Here is a 21,215-nt window from a genome sequence, read left to right as displayed (position 1 = left end):
GACAACCCAGGGCGCCACCGCCATGCCGGACATCCCCCAGATCCTGCAGTACCTGCGGCACGACGCCGTCACCGTGGTGTTCCTGAACGTGCTGCTGCAGCAGATCGGGCTGCCGGTGCCGGCCGTGCCCACGCTGCTGCTGGCCGGCAGCCTAGCGCTTTCGGCCGGCAGCCTGGGGCCGGTGCTGGTGGCGGCCATCCTGGCTTCGGTGCTGGCCGATGGCCTGTGGTACGGCGCGGGGCGGCACTTCGGCTACCGCGTGCTGGCCGGGCTGTGCCGGCTGTCGATCAACCCGGGCTCCTGCGTCAGCGAGACCGAGGCGCGCTTCGTGCGCTGGGGCGTGTCCTCGCTCGTGGTGGCCAAGTTCGTGCCCGGCTTCTCCACCGTGGCGCCGCCAATCGCCGGCGCCCTGCGCATGCGCCTGCCGGGCTTCCTGGCGGCCACGGCCTTCGGAGCCGGGCTGTGGGCCGGCGCGGCACTCGTCGCGGGCTGGCTGCTGCGCGACGCCGTTACCTCCATCATCGCGGCACTCGACGCCTACAGCGGCCGGGTGCTGCTGGCGGTGCTGCTGCTCGTGGCGCTGTGGCTGGGCTGGAAGCTCTGGCAGAAATACCGCTTCCGCCGGCTCGGCGCGGTGCCGCACATCACGCCCGTCGAACTGATCGCGGCGCTGGCGGCCGAAGACCCGGCTCCGCGCCCGCTGCTGCTCGATCTGCGCAGCGCCGTGATGATCGCCGAGACCGGCCCGGTGGCCGGCGCGCGCGCCGCCTCGATCGACGAACTGCCGCAGGCCGTGCGCGACTGGCCGCGGGAGCTGCCCATCGTCACGATGTGCGCCTGCCCCGAGGACGCCACCGCGATCCAGGCGGCGCACCGCCTGCGCGAGGCCGGCTACCTGTCGGTGCGCCCGCTGCGCGGCGGCTACCACGCCTGGATGGCCGCGAATGCCGCGCCGGCGCAGGCCGTGCAGCAGTCCTAGATTGAATGGAGCTCAGTCTGCAGGCCACACCGAGGCCGAAGCCGAGCGGGGGATGCCATGGATTGACGTGCCCTGGCGCCGCTCAGGCGCTGAAAATCAGCTCAGCGACGCGATCAGGTCGACGTACTGCTGCTTGGCGTCGTCGCCGGAGGTGCCCTTGAGGTTGTTCCAGGCGTCCCACTTGGCGCGGCCCACCATGTCGCCGAAGCCGGGCTTCTTGTCGGCGTTGTCGCCGGCGCTGGCCTGCTTGTACAGCGCGTAGATCTTCAGCAGCGTGGCGTTGTCGGGACGCTCGCTCAGGTTCTTGGAATTGGCAACGGCGGCTTCGAAAGCAGCGTTCAGGTCGGCCATGGGGTGCTCCTCGATGAATGGGTCCGGGGTGGGGGGAAACGTCTACCTGTTGGGGTAACTGCGCAGTATCTTACGGGCAGCACTCGCCCCAGAATAGGGGCCGGTCCCGAATTCATACCAACAAGATGGTGGAGAACAGATGGTCACCCGCGTAGTCACCGCAACAAATGCCGCGCGCAAGGTCGGCGCCGCCGTCGCGCCGGCCGCCCGCCAGGCGGGCCAGGCCGCCAAGGCCGTGCAGAAGAACGTGAGCCGCGCCGCCGGCGGCATGCTGGGCCTGTCGGGCGAGCGCATGACCAAGGTCGACACGGCCTGGCTGCGCATGGACTCGCCCTCCAACCTCATGATGATCGTCGGCGTCTGGACGCTGCAGCCGGCCATCGGCTACGACACGCTGTGCGAGCGCGTGCAGGAGCGGCTGCTCAAGTACAACCGCTTCCGCCAGCGTGTGGTGGAAGACGCCGCCGGCGCCACCTGGGTGGAAGACCGCAAGTTCGACATCCACCACCACGTGGTGCGCGAGAAGCTGCCGCGGCACCGCCCGGGCGCGGAGCAGCAGGCGCTGCAGGACCACGTGGGCCGCCTCGCGATGCAGCCGCTGGACCCCAAGCGCCCGCTGTGGCAGATCCACCTGGTGGAGGACTACCAGGGCGGCAGCGCCATGATCGTGCGCATCCACCACTGCATCGCCGACGGCATCGCGCTGATCTCGGTCACCATGTCGCTGGTCGACGGCGGCGCGCCGCCGCCCGAGCGCAAGCGCAAGACAGCACCCGCGGGTGCCGAGGACTGGATCGCCGACATGCTGATCAAGCCCTTCACCGGCATGACGGTGAAGGCGCTGGGCGCGGCCGGCGACGGCGCGGCCAAGTCGCTTGGCCTGCTGCGCGATCCGCAGTCGGGCATGAACAGTTCGCTCGAGATGGCCAAGCTCGCCTACCAGGTGGTGAGCGACGCCGCCGCGCTGGCGCTGATGCCCGACGACTCCAAGACCCGGCTCAAGGGCAAGCCCGGACGCGCCAAGCGCGTGGCCTGGTGCCAGCCGATTCCGCTCGATGAAGTGAAGGCCGTGGGCCGCGCGCTCAACTGCTCGGTCAACGACGTGCTGCTGAGCTGCGTGGCCGGCGCCATCGGCGAATACCTCAAGTCGTTCGGCGACGAGGTGGCGGGCCAGGAGATCCGCGCCATGGTGCCGGTGAACCTGCGCCCGATCGAGCAGGCCTACAAGCTCGGCAACCGCTTCGGCCTGGTGCCGCTGGTGCTGCCGATCGGCGTGGACAACCCGATCGAGCGCGTCTACGAGGTGCGCCGGCGCATGAACAACTTGAAGGGCAGCACCCAGCCGCTGCTGGCCTTCGGCATGCTCGCGGTGGCAGGCCTGCTGATCAAGCCGGCGCAGGATGCGATGCTCAACCTGTTCGGCCGCAAGACCACGGCCGTGATGACCAACGTGCCCGGCCCACGAGAGAAGCTCAAGCTGTGCGGCGCCACGCTGGAGCAGAGCATGTTCTGGGTGCCGCAGTCGGGCGACATCGGCCTGGGCGTGTCGATCCTGAGCTATGGCGGCGGCGTGCAGTTCGGCGTGATCACCGACACCACGCTGTGCCCCGATCCGCAGAAGATCATCGACGAGTTCGAGCCCGAGTTCGCGCGGCTCTCGATCGTGACGCTGATGCTGCCCTGGGACGCCGCGGGGGCCTGACGGCGCCCTGGGGTGCGGACGGCCTGAACCGAGTCCGCTCCAAAATTGATAGCACCCGATGACCGCCTCACGCGGACATCGGCCTGATTTCCCTTGAATTACGCGGCAAAACGCCGCGCCGCGATCTCCAGCAGGCCGTCGAAGATCAGGCTGTCCACCAGCTCGAACGGCACGCTCATGCTGGGCGCCATCTTCCAGCCCGCGCCGCCGGTCATCACGCACACGGGTTCGGCGCCGCAGTGGGCGCGCACATGCTGGATCATGCGTTCCACCGCGCCGGCAATGGCATAGGTGCCGCCGCTGGTCAGCGCGTCGCTGGTGTTGGTGGGAAACTCGCGCACCTCGCCGGTCGGCACGTGCAGCCCGGCCGTGCCCGATTCGAGCGCGCGCAGCATGATGCCGTGGCCCGGCAGGATCAGGCCGCCGAGGAACCGGCCGTCGCTGTCGATCGCCTCCACCGTGACGGCCGTGCCCACCATCACCACCACCAGCGGGCGCGCAGGCCCTTGCGCCAGCATGCGGTGGCGCGCGCCGATCATGGCCACCCAGCGGTCGGAGCCCAGGCGCGTGGGATGGTCGTAGCCATTGGTCAGCCCGGCCTCCTCGACGCTGGACACCACCCATTGCGGCGTCACGTCCCACAGCTCCATCTGTTCCTCGACGCGCCGCTTGACGGCGTCGCCCGCCACCACGCAGCCCAGCACGCGGCCGGGCGGCGGCAGGCTGGCCCAGGCGCCGTCGGCGAGCTTGTCGATGTTTTCCAGGAACTCCGCGCCCTGGGCCAGCAGCGTGGCGCCGGGCCGGGGGGCGTCGTACTGCGCCCACTTGAGGCGCGTGTTGCCGATGTCGATTGCGAGAAAAGTCATTCCTGTCCTGCTGCCTGAAGTTGCAGGCCCAGCGCCTGGAGGCTGCCGGCCAGAGCCGCATTTTGCGCCAGCAGCGGCGTACATTGGTCGGCCAGTTGCCGGACCTGGTCGCCCAGTTGCCGGTGCGCCTTCAGCGGGCGCTCCAGCGCCGCGCCGGCCCCGTCGGCCGCCGACAGGCCCGCCAGCTGGTCACGCCAGTGGGCCAGCGCCTTGGTCAGGGCCGGCAGCGCTGGCAGCAGCGCCACGCGCCGGGCCCAGGCGTCCTGCGCCTGGCGGCGCGCGAGGTCGGCCGCCTCGCCGACGCCGCGCAGGGCCGTCAGCCGCGCCACCAGGATGTCGCAGCGCGCCGTGTCTTCCTGCACCTGCTGGCGGGCCGCCGCGTCGGTGGCCGCGTCGGCGCCCCGCTGCAGTTGCGCGCGCATGTCCTGCAGCCATTTGCCGCCCTGCTCCACGGTCTGCGCGAGCGAGCGGCCTTCGAGCTCCATCTCGACCAGCCCGCGCTCCATCGCGGCTGCGCGGGACTGGTGGTTTTTCTGCAGCGCGGCCATCTGCGCCTCCAGCCGCATGGCGGCCTGCCCCGCGTGCTCGAACTGCCGCGTGAACTCGGCCCCGGCGTCGCGGCCCCGGCCGGTAGCGCGGGCCCACCAGCCCCGGGCCTGCAGCAGGCCGAAATCCATCTGCTGCAGCGCGGTGTCGAGCGCGCCCGCCTGCTCGGCCAGTGCCCCGGCGTCGCGCAGTTCCGCCTGCGCCGTCAGCGCCCGCCGCAGCTCGGCCAGCCGCATCACCGGCAGTTGCCCGGCGTCGGCCGCCAGATGGTCGAGCCAGACTGCCGGCGAGGCGGTGGTCTGCGTTTTCATCCGGGCCAGCACGGCGGGGGTGATGAGGGAGGCGGTGCGATCGTCGTCGTTCATGGGAGTCCTCCATGTGGCAAATGTCGCTGTTTGCACCGCAATATAAACGCTCGGCCCCGGCGTTCCCGGCGCCGACATGGAATCCCGGTACAGTCACCACGGCCCCCTCAACCAACAGGAGTCACCTCATGGGAATGTTCAGTTTCATCAAGGAAGCCGGCGAGAAGCTCTTCGGCCACAAGGAAGTCGAACAGGCTGCCGCCGCCGCGGCCCCCAACCTGGACGAGCTCAACACCCGGGCCGCGCACGCAATCCGCGACTACATCGAGACCCAGAGCCTCGGCGTGGTCGGCCTGTTCGTGCTGTTCGATGGCGCCAGCGGCAAGGTCACGGTGCAGGGCGAGGCCCCGACCCAGGAAGCCAGCGAGAAGGTCACGCTGTGCTGCGGCAACGTGGGCGGCGTGCAGGAGGTGGAAAACCTGCTGTCCATCGCCGAGCCGGCCGACGAGGCGCAGTACCACGACGTGGTGCGCGGCGACACCCTCTCGGCCATCGCCAAGCAGTTCTACGGCAATGCCAACAAGTACATGGTGATCTTCACCGCCAACAAGCCCATGCTGAGCGACCCCGACAAGATCTACCCGGGCCAGAAGCTGCGCATCCCGCCGCTGGCTTAGCCAGGCCCAGGCGGCATCCGCTCGAAGGCCTGCAACGCGGGATCGATGGCGTCCCACGCCAGCCCGCGGACGCTGTAGGTAAGCGCCTGCGGCGCGAAGCGGCCCGGCTCGTCCAGGCTGCCCGCAGGAACCGCGATCAGTTCCGGCATTGCGGCAAAGCGCAGGTAGACCGGCGTTCCGCAGACCGGGCAGAAGGCGTGGATCTTCACGTTGCCGCTGTCGGCCGCGACCTCCCACTCCGTCGCCTCGCCGGTGATCGCCATCTCGGCGCGCGCGGGAAAGGTCAGCCACGCCCCGTGCCCGGCGCCGCTTCGCCGCTGGCAGTCGCGGCACTGGCAATGGTTCTGGAAGACGGGCGCGTGCGGCGTGGAGTAGCGGATCGCGCCGCACGCGCATCCGCCGGTGTAGGGCTGGGTCATGGACAACTCCCGATTCAGGCCACGAGTCAAGCCGCCTTGGGCTTGGCGAACACGTCGATGCCCTGCCCCGTTTCCAGCAGCGACTTGAGGCTGGACAGCACGATTGGCCAGCCCTGCTGGATGCCCTTGGCCATCGCGCTGCCGGCCTCGAGTTCGTCGTGGGTGACGGTCAGCCGCACCATCTCCTGCGCGTACGCCACGATGTCGAAGCTCACGCGGCTGGTGCTGGCCGGATCGTCCGCCTGCGCGGGGTTCGCCCAGGTGATGACCAGGCGCGTCGGCGGCGCGATTTCGACCACCTTGCCGACCAGTTGGACCGTGCGCTGCTCGTTGGCGCGCACATGCTGCCAGGCCGATCCGGGCTTCCAGTCGGAGACGTTCTCGTGGCCCCAGTAGCGCCGCGCGATCTCCGGTTGCGTGATGGCCTCGAACACCTTTTCCGGTGTCGATCGGATGTAGGTCACATACACGAAGCTGGTTTTTTCTGTGCTCATCATCACTCTCCTTCAAGTTCCTTCTTCAGGTCGTGCAGCAGGCTGAGCCGCTGCCGTTCGAATTTGCGCACCCACCGCTCGTAGACCTCGTGCAGCGGCACCGGGTTGATGAAATGCAGCTTCTCCCGGCCGCGCCAGACCGTGCTCACCAGATTGGCCGCCTCGAGAAGCCCGATGTGCTGAGTGACCGATTGCCGCGCCATGTCCAGGTGCTCGCAGAGCTCGCCCAGCGTCTGCCCGTTCTGCTGGTACAGCAGGTCGAGCAGCTTTCTGCGTGTCGGGTCGCCCAGTGCCTTGAAAACCTTGTCAGCGTCCATCTGTTGCGTTTGTGCGTGAGGGCATTATATGCAGGCAAATACCTGCATGTCAAGCGGCGCTTCCGGGCGCTGCGCGCCGGCGGCATCCATCGTTTGGATCAGCAACACGCCCGGGGCGCGGGCGCCCCGGCTCAGGACGAGTAGGGCCCCATCGGCACGGTGATCGGCAGCTGCACGTCGGGCAGCGACGGCGGATCGTCCTGCAGCGCGGGCACCGCCTTCTGCGCCGCGGGCGGCGTGGCGGGCGGCACATTCACATGCACCGAACGGCGCTCGGCCTGGGCTTCGAGCGCGTCGATCTCGGCGGTATAGAAGCGCGCGAACGCCACGCCCTGCAAGCGGCTCTCGACCGGGTGCACGTCCACCAGGAACAGCATCTCCAGCCCCTCTTCGTCGATCTCGATCTTGGGCGGAATGCCGAGCTTCTCGCCGACGAAGGCCATGGTCTCGTCGCGCGGGGCCGCCACCAGCAGGGCAAACCGCGACACGCTCAGCCGCGCCAACACGTTCTTGCCCACGTCGAGCGTGCCGAGCGCCGCCACCACACGGGCCACGCCATCGCGCGCCGCGGCCGCGCCGTACAGCTCGCGCAGCCGGCGCAGATCGGGAATGTCGAGAAACACCAGCGTGATCGCCAGGCCCGACTTGCGGCAGTAGCGCCAGAGGTCGGTGCCGTGGTCGATGAACCCGTACTCGTTGAGCAGGCCGCTGACCAGGTCGACGCGGCGGGTTTCCAGCAGTTCATCGGTGCGGCGCAGCACCAGGCCCATGCGGATGGCCGCCACCGCGAAAATGACCAGGAAGCCCGCGCGCATCAGCAGGGCGCGCGAATCGGTGGGGTTGACGCTCGCCACCACCGACACGACGTAGACCACCAGGTTGACCCCCAGCAGCACCCAGGCGAACTCCGCCTTGAGCAGGAAGGCATACAGGATCAGCGGCATCGTGATCCAGTAGAAGAAGTGCCCGCCCACTCCCAGCGGGTCGGCGCGCTCCTGCAGCAGGACCAGGCAGCCCAGCGCCGAGAAGCAGATGGCGCGCAGCAGCAGGTCCTTGTGCCGCCGGGCGGGCCGCTGCCAGCTGCGCCAGGCCAGCACCGCCGCCAGCCCCACGTACAGCCAGAGCATCGGGTGGTCGGCATAGGCGGTCAGCGCCACCCAGGCGGTGTACAGCGCGATCGATGCACCGATCCAGGGTTCGACCCAGCCCATGTGGCGCGGCACGCTGTCTTCGGGCAGCCAGACCTTCTTCTGCACATGCGGCGGCGGCAGGGTCGCCTCACCCTCCCGTTCGTCAGGAATTACGGTGTCCAACAAAAATCTCCCGAAACTGCCGTGCCGGCGGTGGCCGCCGGCCTTCAATGATTCGAATCCAGAGTGTAGTCAAGACACGTCATTTACCAAAAATTTATCACGAAATAGTCAACAATCTGAAACTCGTATCGTGATGAATATGGCGTTTTTTCCATATTTATGGCTATCGGCGCGGCATGGCACCCGTCAGCTGCAGGGCGGCCAGCGCCATGATCTTGGCCGAATCCACCAGTTCGCGGATGCCGACGTACTCGTCCGGCTGGTGGGCAAGGTCAAGGATGCCCGGGCCATAGGCGATGCAATCGTTGAGCTGGCCGGTGCGCACGATGTGCTTCTGGTCGTAGGTGCCGGGGCTGGCGATGTAGCTCGGCTCGCGTCCGAGCACGCGCGCGATGGCGCGCGCCGTCGCATCGACCACCGGCGCATCCCGCGGCGTGGCGGTGGGCACGAAGCTCATGATCTCGCGCACGCCGTAGTCGAAGCCCGGGCGCGTGCGCTTGAGCTCATCCAGCATGTCGACGATCTCCTGTTTCACCGCTTCCAGGTTTTCCTCCGCGATGAAGCGGCGGTCCAGCACGGTGCGGCAGCTGTGCGCCACCACCGGCGCGGGCAGGTCGCCGCCGGGGCGGCCCTGCGCATCGGTGGCAAAACGCTGCTCCACATGGCCGCCATGGATGCTGTTGATGTTGAGCGTGCTCACCCGCGCCCCTGGCGGCTCCACCGGCACGGCCGTGCGGCGCTGGTTCAGGCGCGGCAGCAGCTGCGTCTCCAGCAGATGGATGAAGGCGCTCATGTGGTTGATGGCGCTGTCGCCCAGGAACGGCATGGAGCCGTGCGCGATGCGCCCGCGCGTCTCGACCTCGGCCCACCAGACCCCGCGGTGGCCCAGGCAGATGCGGTCCACGCCCAGCGGCTCGGGAATGATGACGTGGTGCACGCGCGGCTTGCTGAAATAGCCCAGGCTCGCAAGGTGGCCGACGCCGCCGTAGCCGCCCGACTCCTCGTCCACCGTGCCGCTGATCTCCAGCGCCCCGGGCAGCGCGATGCCCTCCTCCAGCAGCGCCTCGCAGGCGATCACGCTGGACGCCAGGCCGCCCTTCATGTCGCAGGCGCCGCGGCCATAGACCTTGCCGTCCTTCACCTCGCCGCCGAACGGATCGGTGGTCCATCCGGAGCCGACTTCCACCACGTCGATGTGGCTGTTGAAATGCACGCATTCGCCCGCGCCGCTGCCGGCATGGCGCGCCACCACGTTGGTGCGCGGGTGCGAGTCGCTGTCGCCCGGGGCGCCGTGGGCGCGCACGTACTCCACGGCAAAGCCGCGCCGCTGCAGCCGCTCGCCCAGGAAGCGGGCGCAGGCCTCATAGGCATCGCCGGGCGGATTGATGGTGGGGATGCGGATCAGGTCCTGGGTCAGCGCCACGACTTCGTCGCGCTTGGCTTCGATGCGTTTGAGAAGGGAATCTGTATTGAGGCTCATGCCGCCAGTTTAGACCGCATGGCGCGGCCTTGCTGGTTCGCGCAGGCGCGCTCCGGCCGCGGCGGGCCGGCTGAGAAAGCGGACCCTAGTTCTGGCGCCAGGGCAGGCCGCGCAGGCGCCAGCCACCCTTGCGGCCGCGCTGGGCGTTCTGGTCGGGGTCGCCCTCGAAACCTTCGAGGATGTTGTAGGCCTCGAAGCCGAGTTCCGTGGCACGCCGGGCGGCCGCCACCGAACGCACGCCGCTGCGGCACAGCAGCACGACCTTGCCGCCGGGCGGCACCGCGGCCTTCAGGCCCTCATCGAAGCTGGCGTTCATCGCCATGCCCGGCCACTGCTTCCAGGCCAGCGGCACGGCGCCGGGCACGAAGCCCACCCATTCGCGCTCGGCATCGGTGCGCACGTCGACCAGCACGGCCTCGCCGGCCTGCCACCAGGCCAGGGCCAGCGGCGGCGGGACGTCGCCCGCATAGCCTTCTGCCGGGCGCACGGCATCGGGCGCCGCGCCGCCGGCGTCGTGGCGCAGGCCGGACACCTGGTTGGCAGGCAGCGCTTCGTCGATGCGGCGGGGCCGGGGCAGGTGGAGTTCGTTCATGATCGCTACAAATTCTGCCAGCGACCGGCCGGCCACGCGCGCATTGGTGGCTTTTTCCACGCCGATGCTGGAGTGGCTGCGGCCCTGGTAGTCGTGCCCAGGCCAGACCACGGTGTCATCGGGCAGCGCGAACAGCACCTGCGTCAGGCTGCGGTACAGGTCTTCGGCGCTGCCCGACTGGAAATCGGTGCGGCCGCAGCCGTTGATCAGCAGCGTGTCGCCGGTGAACACATGCTGGCGCCAGCGGTAGCTCATGCTGCCGGCGGTGTGGCCCGGCGTGTGCAGGACCTGGATCTGCTCGCCGCCGAAGCGCAGCACGTCGCCATCGCGCAGTTGCACGGCCGCCGTGCTGATGCCGCAGCCGGCGGGCGCGGCGGTGCGCGCCCCCGCGTGCTCGGCCAGTTGCCCGGCGCTGGTGATGTGGTCAGCATGCGCATGGGTTTCCACCGTCCACACGAGGCGCAAGCCATGCTCGCGCAGCGTGGCGAGGTCGCGCTCGAGCTGCTCGTCCACCGGGTCGATGATGAGCGCCTCGCGGCTGGCCTCGTCGATCAACACATAGGTGTAGGTGCTGGAAACGGGATCGAAGAGCTGGATCGGGTTCATGGGCGCTTTCGGGGAGTCAGGCGAACTTGGCCAGCATGCGGGCCACGTGGTCGGGCGGCAGGTCGCCCTGCTCGATCATGCAGCCGACCATCGAGAAGAACGACTTGTCCAGCGCCTTGCGGGCGGCGGCCAGCTGCTGGGCGATTTTCTCGCAGTCGGCATCGCCCTCGACCAGGCGCTGGAGGCCGCGCAACTGGCCCTCGACCCGGGCCAGCCGGTCGCGCAGGGCTTTCTTTTTTCCGGGATCGGCAAGACGTGACATCGAATAAACCTTTGAAGCCATCAATATACCCTGTGGAGTATATTGGCGGTTTTGATTTTCCTCAAAAACCCATGCATTCCTATTGGCAAGCCGCCGCGGGCGGCGTTCTCATCGGACTGGCGAGCTGGCTGCTGTTGGCCTCGCTCGGGCGCATCGCCGGCATCAGCGGCATCGCTGCCGGCGCGTTCAGCCGCATCCCGGGCGAAGCCGCCTGGCGCTGGGCCTTCCTGGCCGGGCTGGTGGGCGCCGGCGCGGCAGCCGCGGCCTGGCTGCACCCGCCGGCCACCGTGCTGCGCCCCTGGCCGCTGCTGCTGGCCGCCGGCGCCCTCGTCGGCTTCGGCACGGTCCTGGGCTCGGGCTGCACCAGCGGCCATGGCGTGTGCGGCCTGGGCCGGCGCTCGATGCGCTCGCTGGTGGCCACGCTGGTTTTCATGGGCGCCGGTGCCGCTACTGTTTTGATAGCACGCTATGTCCAGGGCTGAAGGACAGGAGGCCTCCATGATCCAGAAACTGCTGCTGGCGCTGGTGTCGGGCGCGCTGTTCGCCGTGGGGCTGGTGCTCTCGGGCATGACGCAGCCGGCCAAGGTGATCGGCTTTCTCAATGTGGGCGGCCTCGTGGACCCGGCCCGCTTCGGCGCCTGGGACCCGAGCCTGGCCTTCGTGATGGGCGGCGCGCTGTGCGTGACGCTGGTGGCGTTCGCCGTCACCCCGCGCCCCGGGCGCAAGCCCTGGCGGGCCGCCACCTTCCAGTTGCCCACGCGGCGCGGCGTCGACCGGCGGCTGGTGTTCGGCGCCGCCCTGTTCGGCATCGGCTGGGGCCTGGCGGGCTACTGCCCGGGGCCGGCGCTGGCTTCGCTGCTGACGGGTGGCCTGGATGCCCTGCTGTTCGTCGCCGCCATGGCCGCGGGCATGGCGCTGGCCCGGCGGCTGGCCGGCGGCGCGGCGCGGCCCTGATCCCGGCGCCGGCCCGAAATTTGTCGGGACAAGGCCGGGCAAATCGTTTAAAGTTGACGTTTACGTAAACGTCAACAGAACGCCGGAGACAGACATGCCCTCTTCCCGAGCCGACGAGGAAGCCCGCCCGCTGGCCCGCGCCCTGGCGGACTGGCGCCTGCCCGCCACCAAGACGGGCAAGCCGCGCGCGCTGGCGGACTTCGACCCCGCGGCCAAGCCGTTTTCCAGCGGCAGCAAGGCGCAGGACAAGGAGGCGGTGGACGCCCTCGCCGTGGAGCTCGACGCGCTGCAGGACATCTTCTTCGCCGACAAGCGCTTCAAGCTACTGGTGGTGCTGCAGGGCACCGACACCGCGGGCAAAGACGGCACGGTGCGCGGCGTGTTTGCCCGCATGAGCCCGCTGGGCGTGCGCACCGTGGGCTGGAAGGCCCCCACCGAGGCGGAGCGCGCGCACGACTACCTGTGGCGCATCCACCGCGAGATGCCGGGCGCCGGCGAGGTCATGGTGTTCAACCGCAGCCATTACGAAGACGTGCTGGTGCCGGTGGTCAACGGCTGGATCACGCCCGAGCAGACGCAGCAGCGCTACCGCCAGATCAACGATTTCGAGCGCCTGCTCAGTGAAACCGGCACGGTGATCCTCAAGTTCCTGCTGCACATCAGTTTCGAGGAGCAGCGCAAGCGCCTGCAGGAGCGCGTGGACGACCCGACCAAGCACTGGAAGTTCAGCCTCGACGACCTGAGCGCCCGCAAGCAATGGCCCGACTACCAGAAGGCCTACGGCGCGCTGCTGGGCGCCACCAGCACCGAATGGGCGCCCTGGACCATCGTGCCGTCCGACTCCAAGACCCACCGCAATCTGATGATCGCCAGCGTGCTGCGCGACACCCTGCAAGGCCTCGGCCTGCGCTACCCCGACCCCAACCCCCAGCTCAAGGGCCTCAAGGTCGAGTGAGCCCCTCCCCTCTGCTGTGATTTCGCGAAAGACCGACGCCATGACCGACCTGTCCGCCGAATACAAGGCTCTCGCCAGCTACCGCCCCACGCACAAGGTGCGCTTCGTCACCGCCGCCTCGCTGTTCGACGGCCATGACGCGGCCATCAACATCATGCGCCGCATCCTGCAGGGCATGGGCGCCGAGGTGGTCCACCTGGGCCACAACCGCAGCGTGGACGAGGTGGTGACGGCCGCGCTGCAGGAAGATGCGCAGGGCATCGCCATCAGCAGCTACCAGGGCGGCCATGTCGAGTACTTCAAGTACATGGTGGACCTGCTGAAGGCGCGCGGCGGCGCGCATATCCAGGTGTTCGGCGGCGGCGGCGGCGTGATCGTGCCGCCCGAGATCCGCGAACTCCAGGCCTACGGCGTGAGCCGCATCTACAGCCCCGAGGACGGCCAGAAGATGGGCCTGGCCGGCATGATCGGCGAGATGGTGATGCGCTGCGACAAGGACCTCACCGCCCACGCGCCCAAGACCCTGGAAGCCCTCGAAGGCCACGGTGAGATGGCCTGGCGCGCGCTGGCCCAGCTCATCACCTCGCTCGAGAACGGCCGGGCCGACGAGGCCACCGTCCAGGCGCTGCGGGCCCGGGCCGCAACGCAGAAGATACCGGTGCTCGGCATCACCGGCACCGGCGGCGCGGGCAAGTCGAGCCTGACGGACGAGCTGATCCGCCGCCTGCGCCTCGACCAGGGCGACACGCTGCGCGTGGCCATCATCTCAATCGACCCCTCGCGCCGCAAGAGCGGCGGCGCCCTGCTGGGCGACCGCATCCGCATGAACGCCATCAACCCGTGGCAGAACGGGCCGCGCGTGTACATGCGTTCGCTGGCCACGCGCGACTTCGGCTCCGAGATCAGCCAGGCCCTGCCCGACGTGGTGGCCGCCGCCAAGTGCGCCGGTTTCGACCTGATCGTGGTCGAGACCTCGGGCATCGGCCAGGGCGATGCGGCCATCGTGCCGCATGTGGACGTGCCGATGTACGTGATGACGCCCGAGTTCGGCGCCGCCAGCCAGCTCGAGAAGATCGACATGCTCGATTTCGCCGAGTTCGTGGCCATCAACAAGTTCGACCGCAAGGGCGCGGCCGATGCGCTGCGCGACGTGTCCAAGCAGGTGCAGCGCAACAAGGAGGCCTGGACCACGCCTGCCGACCAGATGCCGGTGTTCGGCACCATGGCCGCGCGCTTCAACGACGACGGCGTGACCGCGCTGTACCAGGCGCTGAAGCCGCGGCTGGCCAAGCTCGGCCTGCACCTGGGCGACGGCAGCCTGCCGCGGGCCGGCGGGCGCCACAGCACCAACCAGACGCCCATCGTGCCGCCCGCGCGCGCGCGCTACCTGGCCGAGATCAGCGATACCGTGCGCGGCTATAAGAAGCGCGCCCGCGAGCAGGCCCGGCTGGCGCGCGAGATCCAGCAGCTGCGCGCGGCGACGGCCATGCTGCGGGTCGACAAGCCCGAGCGCGCCCCGGCGGCCGAGGCCACGCTGGACCTCGCGCAGCAGCGCGAGGCCGTGCAGGACCCGGCCGCGCGCAAGCTGCTGGCCCAGTGGCCCGAGATGCAGCAGGCCTATGCCGGCGACGAGTACGTGGTGAAGATCCGCGACAAGGAAATCCGCACCGCGCTCACCACGAAATCGCTCTCGGGCACCCCCATCCGCAAGGTCAGCCTGCCGCAGTACGAAGACCACGGCGAAATCCTCAAGTGGCTGATGCTGGACAACGTGCCGGGCAGCTACCCCTACACCGCCGGCACCTTCGCCTTCAAGCGCGAGGGCGAGGACCCGACGCGCATGTTCGCCGGCGAGGGCGACCCGTTCCGCACCAACAAGCGCTTCAAGCTGCTCAGCGAGGGCATGCCGGCCAAGCGCCTGTCCACCGCGTTCGACTCGGTCACGCTCTACGGCAACGACCCCGACCTGCGGCCCGACATCTACGGCAAGGTGGGCAACTCGGGCGTGTCCATCGCCACGCTGGACGACATGAAGGTGCTGTACGGCGGCTTCGACCTGTGCAACCCGGCCACCTCGGTCAGCATGACCATCAACGGCCCGGCACCCAGCATCCTTGCGATGTTCATGAACACGGCGATCGACCAGAACCTGGACAAGTTCAAGGCCGACAACGGCCGCGAGCCCACCGACACCGAAGCCGCCAAGATCCGCGAATGGGTGCTGGCCAATGTGCGCGGCACGGTGCAAGCCGACATCCTCAAGGAAGACCAGGGCCAGAACACCTGCATCTTCTCCACCGAGTTCAGCCTCAAGGTCATGGGCGATATCGCCGCCTACTTCGTGCACCACAACGTGCGCAACTTCTACTCGGTGTCGATCTCGGGCTACCACATCGCCGAAGCCGGCGCCAACCCGATCAGCCAGCTTGCGTTCACGCTCTCGAACGGCTTCACCTTCGTGGAGGCGTACCTGGCGCGCGGCATGCACATCGACGACTTCGCGCCGAATCTCTCCTTCTTCTTCAGCAACGGCATGGACCCCGAGTACACCGTGATGGGCCGCGTGGCGCGCCGCATCTGGGCCGTGGCGATGAAGGAAAAGTACGGCGCCAACGAACGCAGTCAGAAACTCAAATACCACATCCAGACCAGCGGCCGCAGCCTGCACGCGCAGGAAATCCAGTTCAACGACATCCGCACCACCTTGCAGGCGCTGATCGCGATCTACGACAACTGCAACAGCCTGCACACCAACGCCTTCGACGAAGCCATCACCACGCCGACCGAAGACTCGGTGCGCCGCGCCATGGCGATCCAGCTCATCATCAACCGCGAGTGGGGCCTGGCCAAGAACGAGAACCCGAACCAGGGCGCCTTCATCATCGAGGAGCTGACCGAGCTGGTGGAGGAAGCCGTGCTGCTGGAGTTCGAGCGCATCGCGGAGCGCGGCGGCGTGCTCGGCGCGATGGAAACCGGCTACCAGCGCGGCCGCATCCAGGACGAGTCGATGCACTACGAGATGCTCAAGCACACCGGCGAGCTGCCCATCATCGGCGTCAACACCTTCCGCAACCCGCACGGCGACGCGGTGCAGGACAAGCTGGAGCTGGCCCGCTCCACCGACGAAGAGAAGCAGAGCCAGCTCACGCGCCTGCAGGACTTCCATGCGCGCCATGCGGCCCAGGCCCCGGCCCTGCTCAAGCGCCTGCAGCAGGCCGTGATCGAGAACCACAACGTGTTCGAGGTGCTGATGGACGCGGTGCGCGTGTGCTCGCTCGGCCAGATCACCTCGGCCCTGTTCGAGGTCGGCGGGCAGTACCGGCGCAACATGTAGACGCCGGCGCTGCCGGACGGGCGGGGCGGCCGCGCCGCCGGGGAACCTCGCCGAGTGGCCGCCGCCCGGCGAGGCCACGCCTCGCCTTCATCGCTCCGGATTTGATAGCAAGAAACGTCCGCTGCACCTGGACATCCGCCTCTTTTTACCCTAAAAACCATTACACCTCGTTGCAAATCCCCCTGGGAACTTGCACATGCTTTGCATCCGGTTAGCGATCTTTCGGCGGCTCGCGCGTTCTCTTAAGGAAGAAGGCGCACCGCGCCTCGTACCGCCAGAACAGAAGAGAGGACACCATGACCCACCGCTTCACTCCCTTCCCGCGCCTGCGCGCCTGGTCCGTCGGGCTGATGCTGCTGACGGCCAGCGTGCTGGCCTTCGCCCAGGCCGACCCGCCCGGCCGGGTGGCGCGGCTCAACTATTTCGACGGCGCGGTCAGTTTCTCCGCCGCCGGCTCCGGCGCCTGGACCGATGCCACGCTGAACCGCCCGCTGACCGCCGGCGACCGGCTCTGGACCGACGGCGCCGCGCGGGCCGAAATGCATGTCGGTGCCACCGCCTTGCGCCTGAACGGCCAGAGCAGCCTGGACATCACGGCGCTGGACGACCAGACCGCCCAGTTCAGCCTGATGCAGGGCACGCTCAACGTGCGCCTGCGCACGCTGTACCCGGGCGAGCGCGTCGAGATCGACACCCCCAACCTCGCCGTCACGCTGGACCAGCCGGGCGACTACCGCGTCGACGTCGATCCGCAGCGCGGCGTGTCACAGGTCACCGTGCAGTCGGGCGGCGGCACGGCCTGGGGCGAGAACGGCGAATCGCTGGGCCTGGCCAGCCGCCAGCAGATCGCCTTCTCGGGCCGCAACCTCGCCCAGGTCTCGGCCCAGGACAACCCGGCCCGCGATGCCTTCGACCTCTGGGCCGCCGACCGCGACCGGCGCGAAGACCAGTCGGTCTCGGCGCGCTACGTGTCGCGCGACACCATCGGCTATGAGCAGCTCGACAGCTACGGCGACTGGCAGACCGACCCGGGCTATGGCGCGGTCTGGGTGCCGCGCGTCGCCGTGGCCGACTGGGCGCCCTACCGCTACGGCCACTGGGACTGGATCGCGCCCTGGGGCTGGACCTGGATCGACGACGCGCCCTGGGGCTTCGCGCCGTTCCACTATGGGCGCTGGGCCTACGTCGGCGCGCGCTGGGCCTGGGTGCCCGGCCGGCTGGCGCCGCGCCCGGTATATGCCCCCGCGCTGGTCGCCTTCATGGGCGGCAGCAGCGGCGGCGTGAACTGGAACATCTCCATCGGCGGCGGCCACCCGGGCGTGGCCTGGTTCCCGCTCGGCCCTGGCGAAGCCTACCGGCCCGCCTATACCGCGAGCCCCACCTACGTCACCAACCTGAACCGCACAGTGATCGTCAACCGGCAGGTCAACGTCACCAACGTGTACGTCAACCAGCGCCGCCCCGAGGCCGTGACCGCGATCGCGGCCGACGACTTCGGCCGCGGCAGGCCGGTGCGCGGCAACTTCATGCGCCTGCCTGCAACCGCACTGGCCCAGGCCCAGGTGGGGGTGGCCCCGCCCACGCCGGGACGCGGCGGCCTGCCGGCCGAAGCAGCCCGCCCCGCACCGCCACGCGCCATGCCGCCCACCGAGGTGCTGAACCGCCAGGTCATCGCCCGCCGCCCGCCGCCGGCCTTGGCCGCCCAGCCTTCTGGCGGCCCCGCCCCGGGAGCCCGCCCGCCGGGCGCCCCGCCGCATGCGCCCGAGGGCCCGGCAGCACATCCGCCCGCAGGCGCGCAGCCCCCGACGAGGGAACAGGCGCAGCGCCCACCGCAGGCCGGGCAAGACCCGCGCGCCCGGCAGGACCAGGAGCAGCAGCGGGCGCAGGCCGCCCAGCGGCAGGCCCAGCAACAGCAGCAGGAACAAATGCAGCAACAACAGCGGCAGGAGCAGTCGCAGCGCCAGCAGCAGATGCAGCAGCAGGACCAGGCCCGCCGCGCGGAAGCCCAACGCCAGCAGCAGGACCAGGCGCAGCACCAGCAACAGCAGCAAATGCAGCGCGACCAGATGCAGCGCGAAGCCGCGCAACGCCAACAACAGCAGATGCAGCAGCAACAGCAACAGCAACAACAGCGGCAGGAACAAATGCAGCGTCAACAGCAGATGCAGCGGGACCAGGCCCAGCGCCAGCAGCAGGAACAGTTCCAGCGCCAGCAACAGCAGGCGGCTCAACGCGCAGCGCAACAAGCCCAGGAAGCGCAGCGTGTCCGCGCGCAGCAGCAACAACAACAGCAAGCACGGCAGGCCCAGGATGAGCGCCGGCCGCGCGGTGAAGGGCCGCAACGTCCCGCGCGCGGCGACGAGCAGCGCCCGGAGCCACGCAACTAGGCGTCGTTCACGGCATGGCGGCCCGTGCGGGATCCAGGAGCCTGCTCACAGGCGCTACCGCAGCGCGGCCCACAGCATCGTCAGCCCCGCCAGCAGCAGCAGGGCGTCCATCAGCAGGCGGAATTTCTCGGCGTCGAGCTGGCGCACGAAGCGCTTGGCAAAAAAAGAGCCGGCCACCAGCGTCGAGCCGATGATCAAACCCTTGCCGGCGATCTCCAACGGCAGCGCCCCGAGGTGGTGGAAGGTCGCGGCCTTAGACAGGTACACCGCCAGCGACCCCATGGCCTCGGTGCTCAGGTAGGCGCCCTTGACCAGGCCGTACATCAGGAAGAACGGCGCATTCACCGGCCCGGTGCTGACCACGATCCCCGTGAGAAAACCGATGCCCGCGCCCACCAGCGCCAGGTGCCACCGCGTCAGTTGCCAGTGCTGGCGCGCCATCCAGCGGCGGATGAAGATCATGCCGATGAAGAACACGCCCAGCACGCCCTCGACCACACCGGGCGGCAGCACCAGCAGCGTCCTGGCGCCCAGCGCCGCCGCCGGAATGCCGGTGGCGCTGTAGGCGGCCGTCGCCTTCCAGTCGACCTCGCGCCACCACGCGGCCACGCGCGAGGCGTTGGCCATGATGCTGGCCACCGCCATGATGGGCACGGCCTCGCGCGGACCGAACACCACTACCAGCGCGGGCATCAGCATGATCGAGGTGCCGAAGCCGACGATGCCGCCCACCGTGCCGGCCACCAGGCCGATGGCCAGGACGATGAGAAATTCCATGCGTTCGGTCTTTCAGGCTGTCTCAGTTGGCGCGGAACTCGCGCCGGTAGAGGGAGGGCGGCACCCGGAACGCCGCCGCGAAATGCTGGCGCAGCGATGCGGCCGAGCCGAAACCCGTGTCGGCCGCGATCTGCTCGATGCTGCGATGGGTGGACTCCAGTTGCCGCTGGGCCAGCGCGAGCCGCTGGTTCAGCAGCCAGCGGCCGACCGTGGTGCCCGTGACCTGGCGGAAATGCCGCGTGAAGCTGCGCCGCGACAGCAGCGCGCGCCGCGCCAGGTCGTCCAGGCTGTGCGCGCGATCCAGGTGCTGCTGCACCCATTCGAGCACGCCGGACAGGCGGTGGCCGGCGCCCGACGCGGGCAGCGGCTGCTCCACGTACTGCGCCTGCCCGCCCTGGCGGTGCGGCGCCACCACCAGGCGCCGCGCCAGGTGGTTCGCCACCTCGGCGCCATGCTCGGTGCGCAGCAGGTGCAGGCAGCAGTCGATGCCCGCGGCCGTGCCCGCCGAGGTCAGCACGTCGCCATCGTCCACATACAGCACGTCGGGCCGCAGCGCCACCTGCGGATAGCGCTGCGCAAACACCGGGGCCAGCGCCCAGTGCGTGGTGGCGGGCCGGCCGTCGAGCAGGCCCGCCTCGGCCAGCACGAAGGCCCCGAGGCACAGGCCCACGATGCGCGCGCCGCGCCGGTGGGCGGCGCGCAGCGCCTTCAGCAGGGCCTCGGGCGGCGGCTGGTAGCCGGGCGCGGTCGGGCTGTGCCACGAGGGAATGATGACGATGTCGGCCCCGACGAGGGCCGACAGCCGGCGCACGCCGTCGATGCGAAAGCCCGCCGGCGTGCGCAACGGCCCCGCCTGCGGTGCGCACACCAGCAGCCTGAAGCGCGGCATGCCAGGGCCGGCCATCTCCTGGCCGAACACCAGGCAGGGCACGGAGAGATGAAACGGGCTGATGCCATCGAATGCGACCACGGCCACGGTCTGGGCAGCGGACACGGAGGCAGGCGAAGCGGGCATGGCCCGATCTTATCGATTTATGTCATGCGGGCCACTGTCGGGCGGCCCGCCGACGGCGAACAATCGGCTTCATTTTCCTCATCCCGGAGTCCCCATGCCCGCCGCCAGCCCCCGCCGCGCGCTCGTCGTGATCGACGTGCAGAACGAATACTTCACCGGCCAGTTGCTGATCGAACACCCGCCGGTCGCGCAGTCGCTGCCCCTCATCGGGCGCGCCATGGATGCGGCCCACGCCGCCGGCATCCCGATCGTGCTGGTGCAGAACAGCGCCCCGCCCGAGTCGCCGATGTTCGGCCGCGGCTCGCACGGCTGGCAACTGCACGAAGACGTGGCGCGCCGCCCGCACGACCACCTGATTGAAAAGAGCTTCCCCAGCGTGTACACCGGCACCGACTTCGCCGACTGGCTGGCCTCGCGCCAGATCGACACGCTGGCCGTGGCGGGCTACATGACGCACAACTGCGACGCTTCCACCATCTTTGAAGCCACGCACCGCGGCCTGCAGGTGGAATTCCTGCAGGATGCGACCGGCTCCCTGCCCTACGCCAACACGGCCGGCAGCGCCACGGCCGAGGAAATCCACCGCGTCTTCAGCGTCGTGTTCCACACGCGGTTTGCCTCGGTCACCAGCACCGAGGGCTGGATCGCGGCCGCCCAGGCCGGGCAGCCGATCCCGCGCGGCAACATTCCCGCCTCGTATGCGGCGGCGCGCGCGAAAGCAGCCGTCTGAGCGCCTGTTCATAGCTTCCCGGAGGCCGCGTTGGCGAGCGTCCCCCACAGGGCTGGCGCCTTGCCGGGGCCGCCTGCAAGGCTTTCGGCTTCTTCAACAACCGGTGCGGGAAGACCTGCTCTGCACAAACAAGTCGTCCCCGCGCACTGAAACG

The 21,215-nt window shown here is 69.4% G+C and carries 21 protein-coding genes and 1 pseudogene; 9 read left to right on the top strand and 13 right to left on the bottom strand.

Going from position 1 to position 21,215, the window contains the following annotated elements; genetic code table 11:
* The first annotated feature begins 22 nt into the window (after nt 1–22).
* Nucleotides 23–979: a VTT domain-containing protein gene (locus MMF98_RS16720; RefSeq protein ID WP_243307819.1), complete on the top strand. Its 957-nt coding sequence runs from the start codon at nt 23–25 to the stop codon at nt 977–979.
* A gap of 96 nt (nt 980–1,075) precedes the next feature.
* Here the strand turns inward: MMF98_RS16720 and MMF98_RS16715 are convergent, their stop codons facing one another.
* Nucleotides 1,076–1,330 carry an acyl-CoA-binding protein gene (locus tag MMF98_RS16715; protein ID WP_243307818.1) on the bottom strand — a complete coding sequence of 85 codons (255 nt, stop codon included), beginning with the start codon at nt 1,328–1,330 and terminating at the stop codon, nt 1,076–1,078.
* A gap of 139 nt (nt 1,331–1,469) precedes the next feature.
* Between MMF98_RS16715 and MMF98_RS16710 the strand changes: the two genes are divergently transcribed.
* Nucleotides 1,470–3,032, top strand: coding sequence for a wax ester/triacylglycerol synthase family O-acyltransferase (locus MMF98_RS16710; protein ID WP_423837639.1), 1,563 nt, complete (start codon nt 1,470–1,472; stop codon nt 3,030–3,032).
* Between the two features lie 98 nt (nt 3,033–3,130).
* On the opposite strand, the gene MMF98_RS16705 is transcribed toward MMF98_RS16710, so the two are convergent.
* Together MMF98_RS16705 and MMF98_RS16700 are read right to left on the bottom strand one after the other, a co-directional pair.
* The gene (locus tag MMF98_RS16705) at nt 3,131–3,898 is read right to left on the bottom strand and encodes a type III pantothenate kinase (protein ID WP_243307817.1); all 768 of its coding nucleotides are present in this window, start codon (nt 3,896–3,898) and stop codon (nt 3,131–3,133) included.
* Nucleotides 3,895–4,809 (bottom strand): hypothetical protein, encoded by a 915-nt coding sequence (locus tag MMF98_RS16700; RefSeq protein WP_243307816.1) that lies wholly within the window; start codon nt 4,807–4,809, stop codon nt 3,895–3,897. Before MMF98_RS16700 ends, MMF98_RS16705 begins: the two co-directional genes overlap by 4 nt.
* Nucleotides 4,810–4,937: 128 nt before the next feature.
* Between MMF98_RS16700 and lysM the strand changes: the two genes are divergently transcribed.
* Nucleotides 4,938–5,426 carry a peptidoglycan-binding protein LysM gene (gene lysM / locus MMF98_RS16695; protein WP_243307815.1) on the top strand — a complete coding sequence of 163 codons (489 nt, stop codon included), beginning with the start codon at nt 4,938–4,940 and terminating at the stop codon, nt 5,424–5,426.
* Here the strand turns inward: lysM and MMF98_RS16690 are convergent.
* From MMF98_RS16690 to MMF98_RS16655, 8 genes and pseudogenes are all read right to left on the bottom strand, one after another.
* The gene (locus MMF98_RS16690; RefSeq protein ID WP_243307813.1) at nt 5,423–5,845 is read right to left on the bottom strand and encodes a GFA family protein; all 423 of its coding nucleotides are present in this window, start codon (nt 5,843–5,845) and stop codon (nt 5,423–5,425) included. The genes lysM and MMF98_RS16690 overlap by 4 nt on opposite strands.
* A 26-nt stretch (nt 5,846–5,871) precedes the next feature.
* Nucleotides 5,872–6,339: an SRPBCC family protein gene (locus MMF98_RS16685; protein ID WP_243307812.1), complete on the bottom strand. Its 468-nt coding sequence runs from the start codon at nt 6,337–6,339 to the stop codon at nt 5,872–5,874.
* 2 nt (nt 6,340–6,341) lie between these two features.
* Nucleotides 6,342–6,656, bottom strand: coding sequence for an ArsR/SmtB family transcription factor (locus tag MMF98_RS16680; RefSeq protein ID WP_243307810.1), 315 nt, complete (start codon nt 6,654–6,656; stop codon nt 6,342–6,344).
* 131 nt (nt 6,657–6,787) lie between these two features.
* Complete coding sequence (locus MMF98_RS16675) at nt 6,788–7,969, bottom strand: GGDEF domain-containing protein (protein ID WP_243307809.1); 1,182 nt, start codon at nt 7,967–7,969, stop codon at nt 6,788–6,790.
* A 163-nt stretch (nt 7,970–8,132) separates the two neighbouring features.
* Entirely contained in the window at nt 8,133–9,449 is a 1,317-nt protein-coding gene (locus MMF98_RS16670) for an acetylornithine deacetylase/succinyl-diaminopimelate desuccinylase family protein (RefSeq protein ID WP_243307807.1), read from the bottom strand.
* 85 nt (nt 9,450–9,534) lie between these two features.
* Nucleotides 9,535–9,972 (bottom strand): rhodanese-like domain-containing protein, encoded by a 438-nt coding sequence (locus tag MMF98_RS16665; protein ID WP_243308654.1) that lies wholly within the window; start codon nt 9,970–9,972, stop codon nt 9,535–9,537.
* A 174-nt stretch (nt 9,973–10,146) separates the two neighbouring features.
* Nucleotides 10,147–10,647: pseudogene (locus MMF98_RS16660) on the bottom strand (MBL fold metallo-hydrolase); the annotation flags it as partial.
* 16 nt (nt 10,648–10,663) lie between these two features.
* Complete coding sequence (locus MMF98_RS16655) at nt 10,664–10,909, bottom strand: metal-sensing transcriptional repressor (RefSeq protein ID WP_243307805.1); 246 nt, start codon at nt 10,907–10,909, stop codon at nt 10,664–10,666.
* A 71-nt stretch (nt 10,910–10,980) separates the two neighbouring features.
* Here MMF98_RS16655 and MMF98_RS16650 point away from each other — a divergent pair, with 71 nt between their 5' ends.
* From MMF98_RS16650 to MMF98_RS16630, 5 genes are all read left to right on the top strand, one after another.
* Entirely contained in the window at nt 10,981–11,391 is a 411-nt protein-coding gene (locus MMF98_RS16650; RefSeq protein ID WP_243307803.1) for a YeeE/YedE family protein, read from the top strand.
* A 16-nt stretch (nt 11,392–11,407) separates the two neighbouring features.
* Complete coding sequence (locus MMF98_RS16645; RefSeq protein ID WP_243307801.1) at nt 11,408–11,863, top strand: DUF6691 family protein; 456 nt, start codon at nt 11,408–11,410, stop codon at nt 11,861–11,863.
* 94 nt (nt 11,864–11,957) lie between these two features.
* Nucleotides 11,958–12,818, top strand: a complete 861-nt coding sequence (locus tag MMF98_RS16640; RefSeq protein ID WP_243307799.1) for a PPK2 family polyphosphate kinase — start codon at nt 11,958–11,960, stop codon at nt 12,816–12,818.
* A 40-nt stretch (nt 12,819–12,858) separates the two neighbouring features.
* Nucleotides 12,859–16,152, top strand: coding sequence for a fused isobutyryl-CoA mutase/GTPase IcmF (icmF, locus tag MMF98_RS16635; protein ID WP_243307798.1), 3,294 nt, complete (start codon nt 12,859–12,861; stop codon nt 16,150–16,152).
* A gap of 296 nt (nt 16,153–16,448) precedes the next feature.
* Entirely contained in the window at nt 16,449–18,539 is a 2,091-nt protein-coding gene (locus MMF98_RS16630) for a DUF6600 domain-containing protein (protein ID WP_243308713.1), read from the top strand.
* A 54-nt stretch (nt 18,540–18,593) separates the two neighbouring features.
* Here MMF98_RS16630 and MMF98_RS16625 read toward each other — a convergent pair whose 3' ends face one another.
* Nucleotides 18,594–19,316 carry a sulfite exporter TauE/SafE family protein gene (locus MMF98_RS16625; RefSeq protein ID WP_243307797.1) on the bottom strand — a complete coding sequence of 241 codons (723 nt, stop codon included), beginning with the start codon at nt 19,314–19,316 and terminating at the stop codon, nt 18,594–18,596.
* A 22-nt stretch (nt 19,317–19,338) separates the two neighbouring features.
* On the bottom strand, nt 19,339–20,331 hold the full coding sequence (locus MMF98_RS16620) for a GlxA family transcriptional regulator (RefSeq protein WP_243307796.1): 993 nt from the start codon (nt 20,329–20,331) through the stop codon (nt 19,339–19,341).
* 94 nt (nt 20,332–20,425) lie between these two features.
* On the opposite strand from MMF98_RS16620, the gene MMF98_RS16615 reads away from it, so the two are divergent.
* Nucleotides 20,426–21,061 (top strand): cysteine hydrolase family protein, encoded by a 636-nt coding sequence (locus tag MMF98_RS16615; protein ID WP_243307795.1) that lies wholly within the window; start codon nt 20,426–20,428, stop codon nt 21,059–21,061.
* Nucleotides 21,062–21,215 lie beyond the last annotated feature (154 nt).

The sequence above is a fragment of the Variovorax terrae genome, from assembly GCF_022809125.1.
In the GTDB taxonomy this organism is placed as follows: Bacteria; Pseudomonadota; Gammaproteobacteria; order Burkholderiales; family Burkholderiaceae_C; genus Variovorax_A; species Variovorax_A terrae.
The sequence above is the reverse complement of the archived record's forward strand: the minus strand, read 5'-3'. Positions and strand labels throughout refer to the sequence as shown.

Bases quoted from the DNA above. Each gene is read 5' to 3' on its own strand.
- MMF98_RS16710 (WP_423837639.1), top strand. From the start codon at position 1,470: ATGGTCACCCGCGTAGTCACCGCAACAAATGCCGCGCGCAAGGTCGGC.
- MMF98_RS16615 (WP_243307795.1), top strand. From the start codon at position 20,426: ATGCCCGCCGCCAGCCCCCGCCGCGCGCTCGTCGTGATCGACGTGCAG.
- MMF98_RS16640 (WP_243307799.1), top strand. From the start codon at position 11,958: ATGCCCTCTTCCCGAGCCGACGAGGAAGCCCGCCCGCTGGCCCGCGCC.
- MMF98_RS16630 (WP_243308713.1), top strand. From the start codon at position 16,449: ATGACCCACCGCTTCACTCCCTTCCCGCGCCTGCGCGCCTGGTCCGTC.
- MMF98_RS16720 (WP_243307819.1), top strand. From the start codon at position 23: ATGCCGGACATCCCCCAGATCCTGCAGTACCTGCGGCACGACGCCGTC.
- MMF98_RS16620 (WP_243307796.1), bottom strand. From the start codon at position 20,331: ATGCCCGCTTCGCCTGCCTCCGTGTCCGCTGCCCAGACCGTGGCCGTG.
- MMF98_RS16645 (WP_243307801.1), top strand. From the start codon at position 11,408: ATGATCCAGAAACTGCTGCTGGCGCTGGTGTCGGGCGCGCTGTTCGCC.
- MMF98_RS16685 (WP_243307812.1), bottom strand. From the start codon at position 6,339: ATGAGCACAGAAAAAACCAGCTTCGTGTATGTGACCTACATCCGATCG.
- MMF98_RS16655 (WP_243307805.1), bottom strand. From the start codon at position 10,909: ATGTCACGTCTTGCCGATCCCGGAAAAAAGAAAGCCCTGCGCGACCGG.
- MMF98_RS16700 (WP_243307816.1), bottom strand. From the start codon at position 4,809: ATGAACGACGACGATCGCACCGCCTCCCTCATCACCCCCGCCGTGCTG.
- icmF (WP_243307798.1), top strand. From the start codon at position 12,859: ATGACCGACCTGTCCGCCGAATACAAGGCTCTCGCCAGCTACCGCCCC.
- MMF98_RS16705 (WP_243307817.1), bottom strand. From the start codon at position 3,898: ATGACTTTTCTCGCAATCGACATCGGCAACACGCGCCTCAAGTGGGCG.
- MMF98_RS16670 (WP_243307807.1), bottom strand. From the start codon at position 9,449: ATGAGCCTCAATACAGATTCCCTTCTCAAACGCATCGAAGCCAAGCGC.
- MMF98_RS16650 (WP_243307803.1), top strand. From the start codon at position 10,981: ATGCATTCCTATTGGCAAGCCGCCGCGGGCGGCGTTCTCATCGGACTG.
- MMF98_RS16715 (WP_243307818.1), bottom strand. From the start codon at position 1,330: ATGGCCGACCTGAACGCTGCTTTCGAAGCCGCCGTTGCCAATTCCAAG.
- lysM (WP_243307815.1), top strand. From the start codon at position 4,938: ATGGGAATGTTCAGTTTCATCAAGGAAGCCGGCGAGAAGCTCTTCGGC.
- MMF98_RS16690 (WP_243307813.1), bottom strand. From the start codon at position 5,845: ATGACCCAGCCCTACACCGGCGGATGCGCGTGCGGCGCGATCCGCTAC.
- MMF98_RS16680 (WP_243307810.1), bottom strand. From the start codon at position 6,656: ATGGACGCTGACAAGGTTTTCAAGGCACTGGGCGACCCGACACGCAGA.
- MMF98_RS16625 (WP_243307797.1), bottom strand. From the start codon at position 19,316: ATGGAATTTCTCATCGTCCTGGCCATCGGCCTGGTGGCCGGCACGGTG.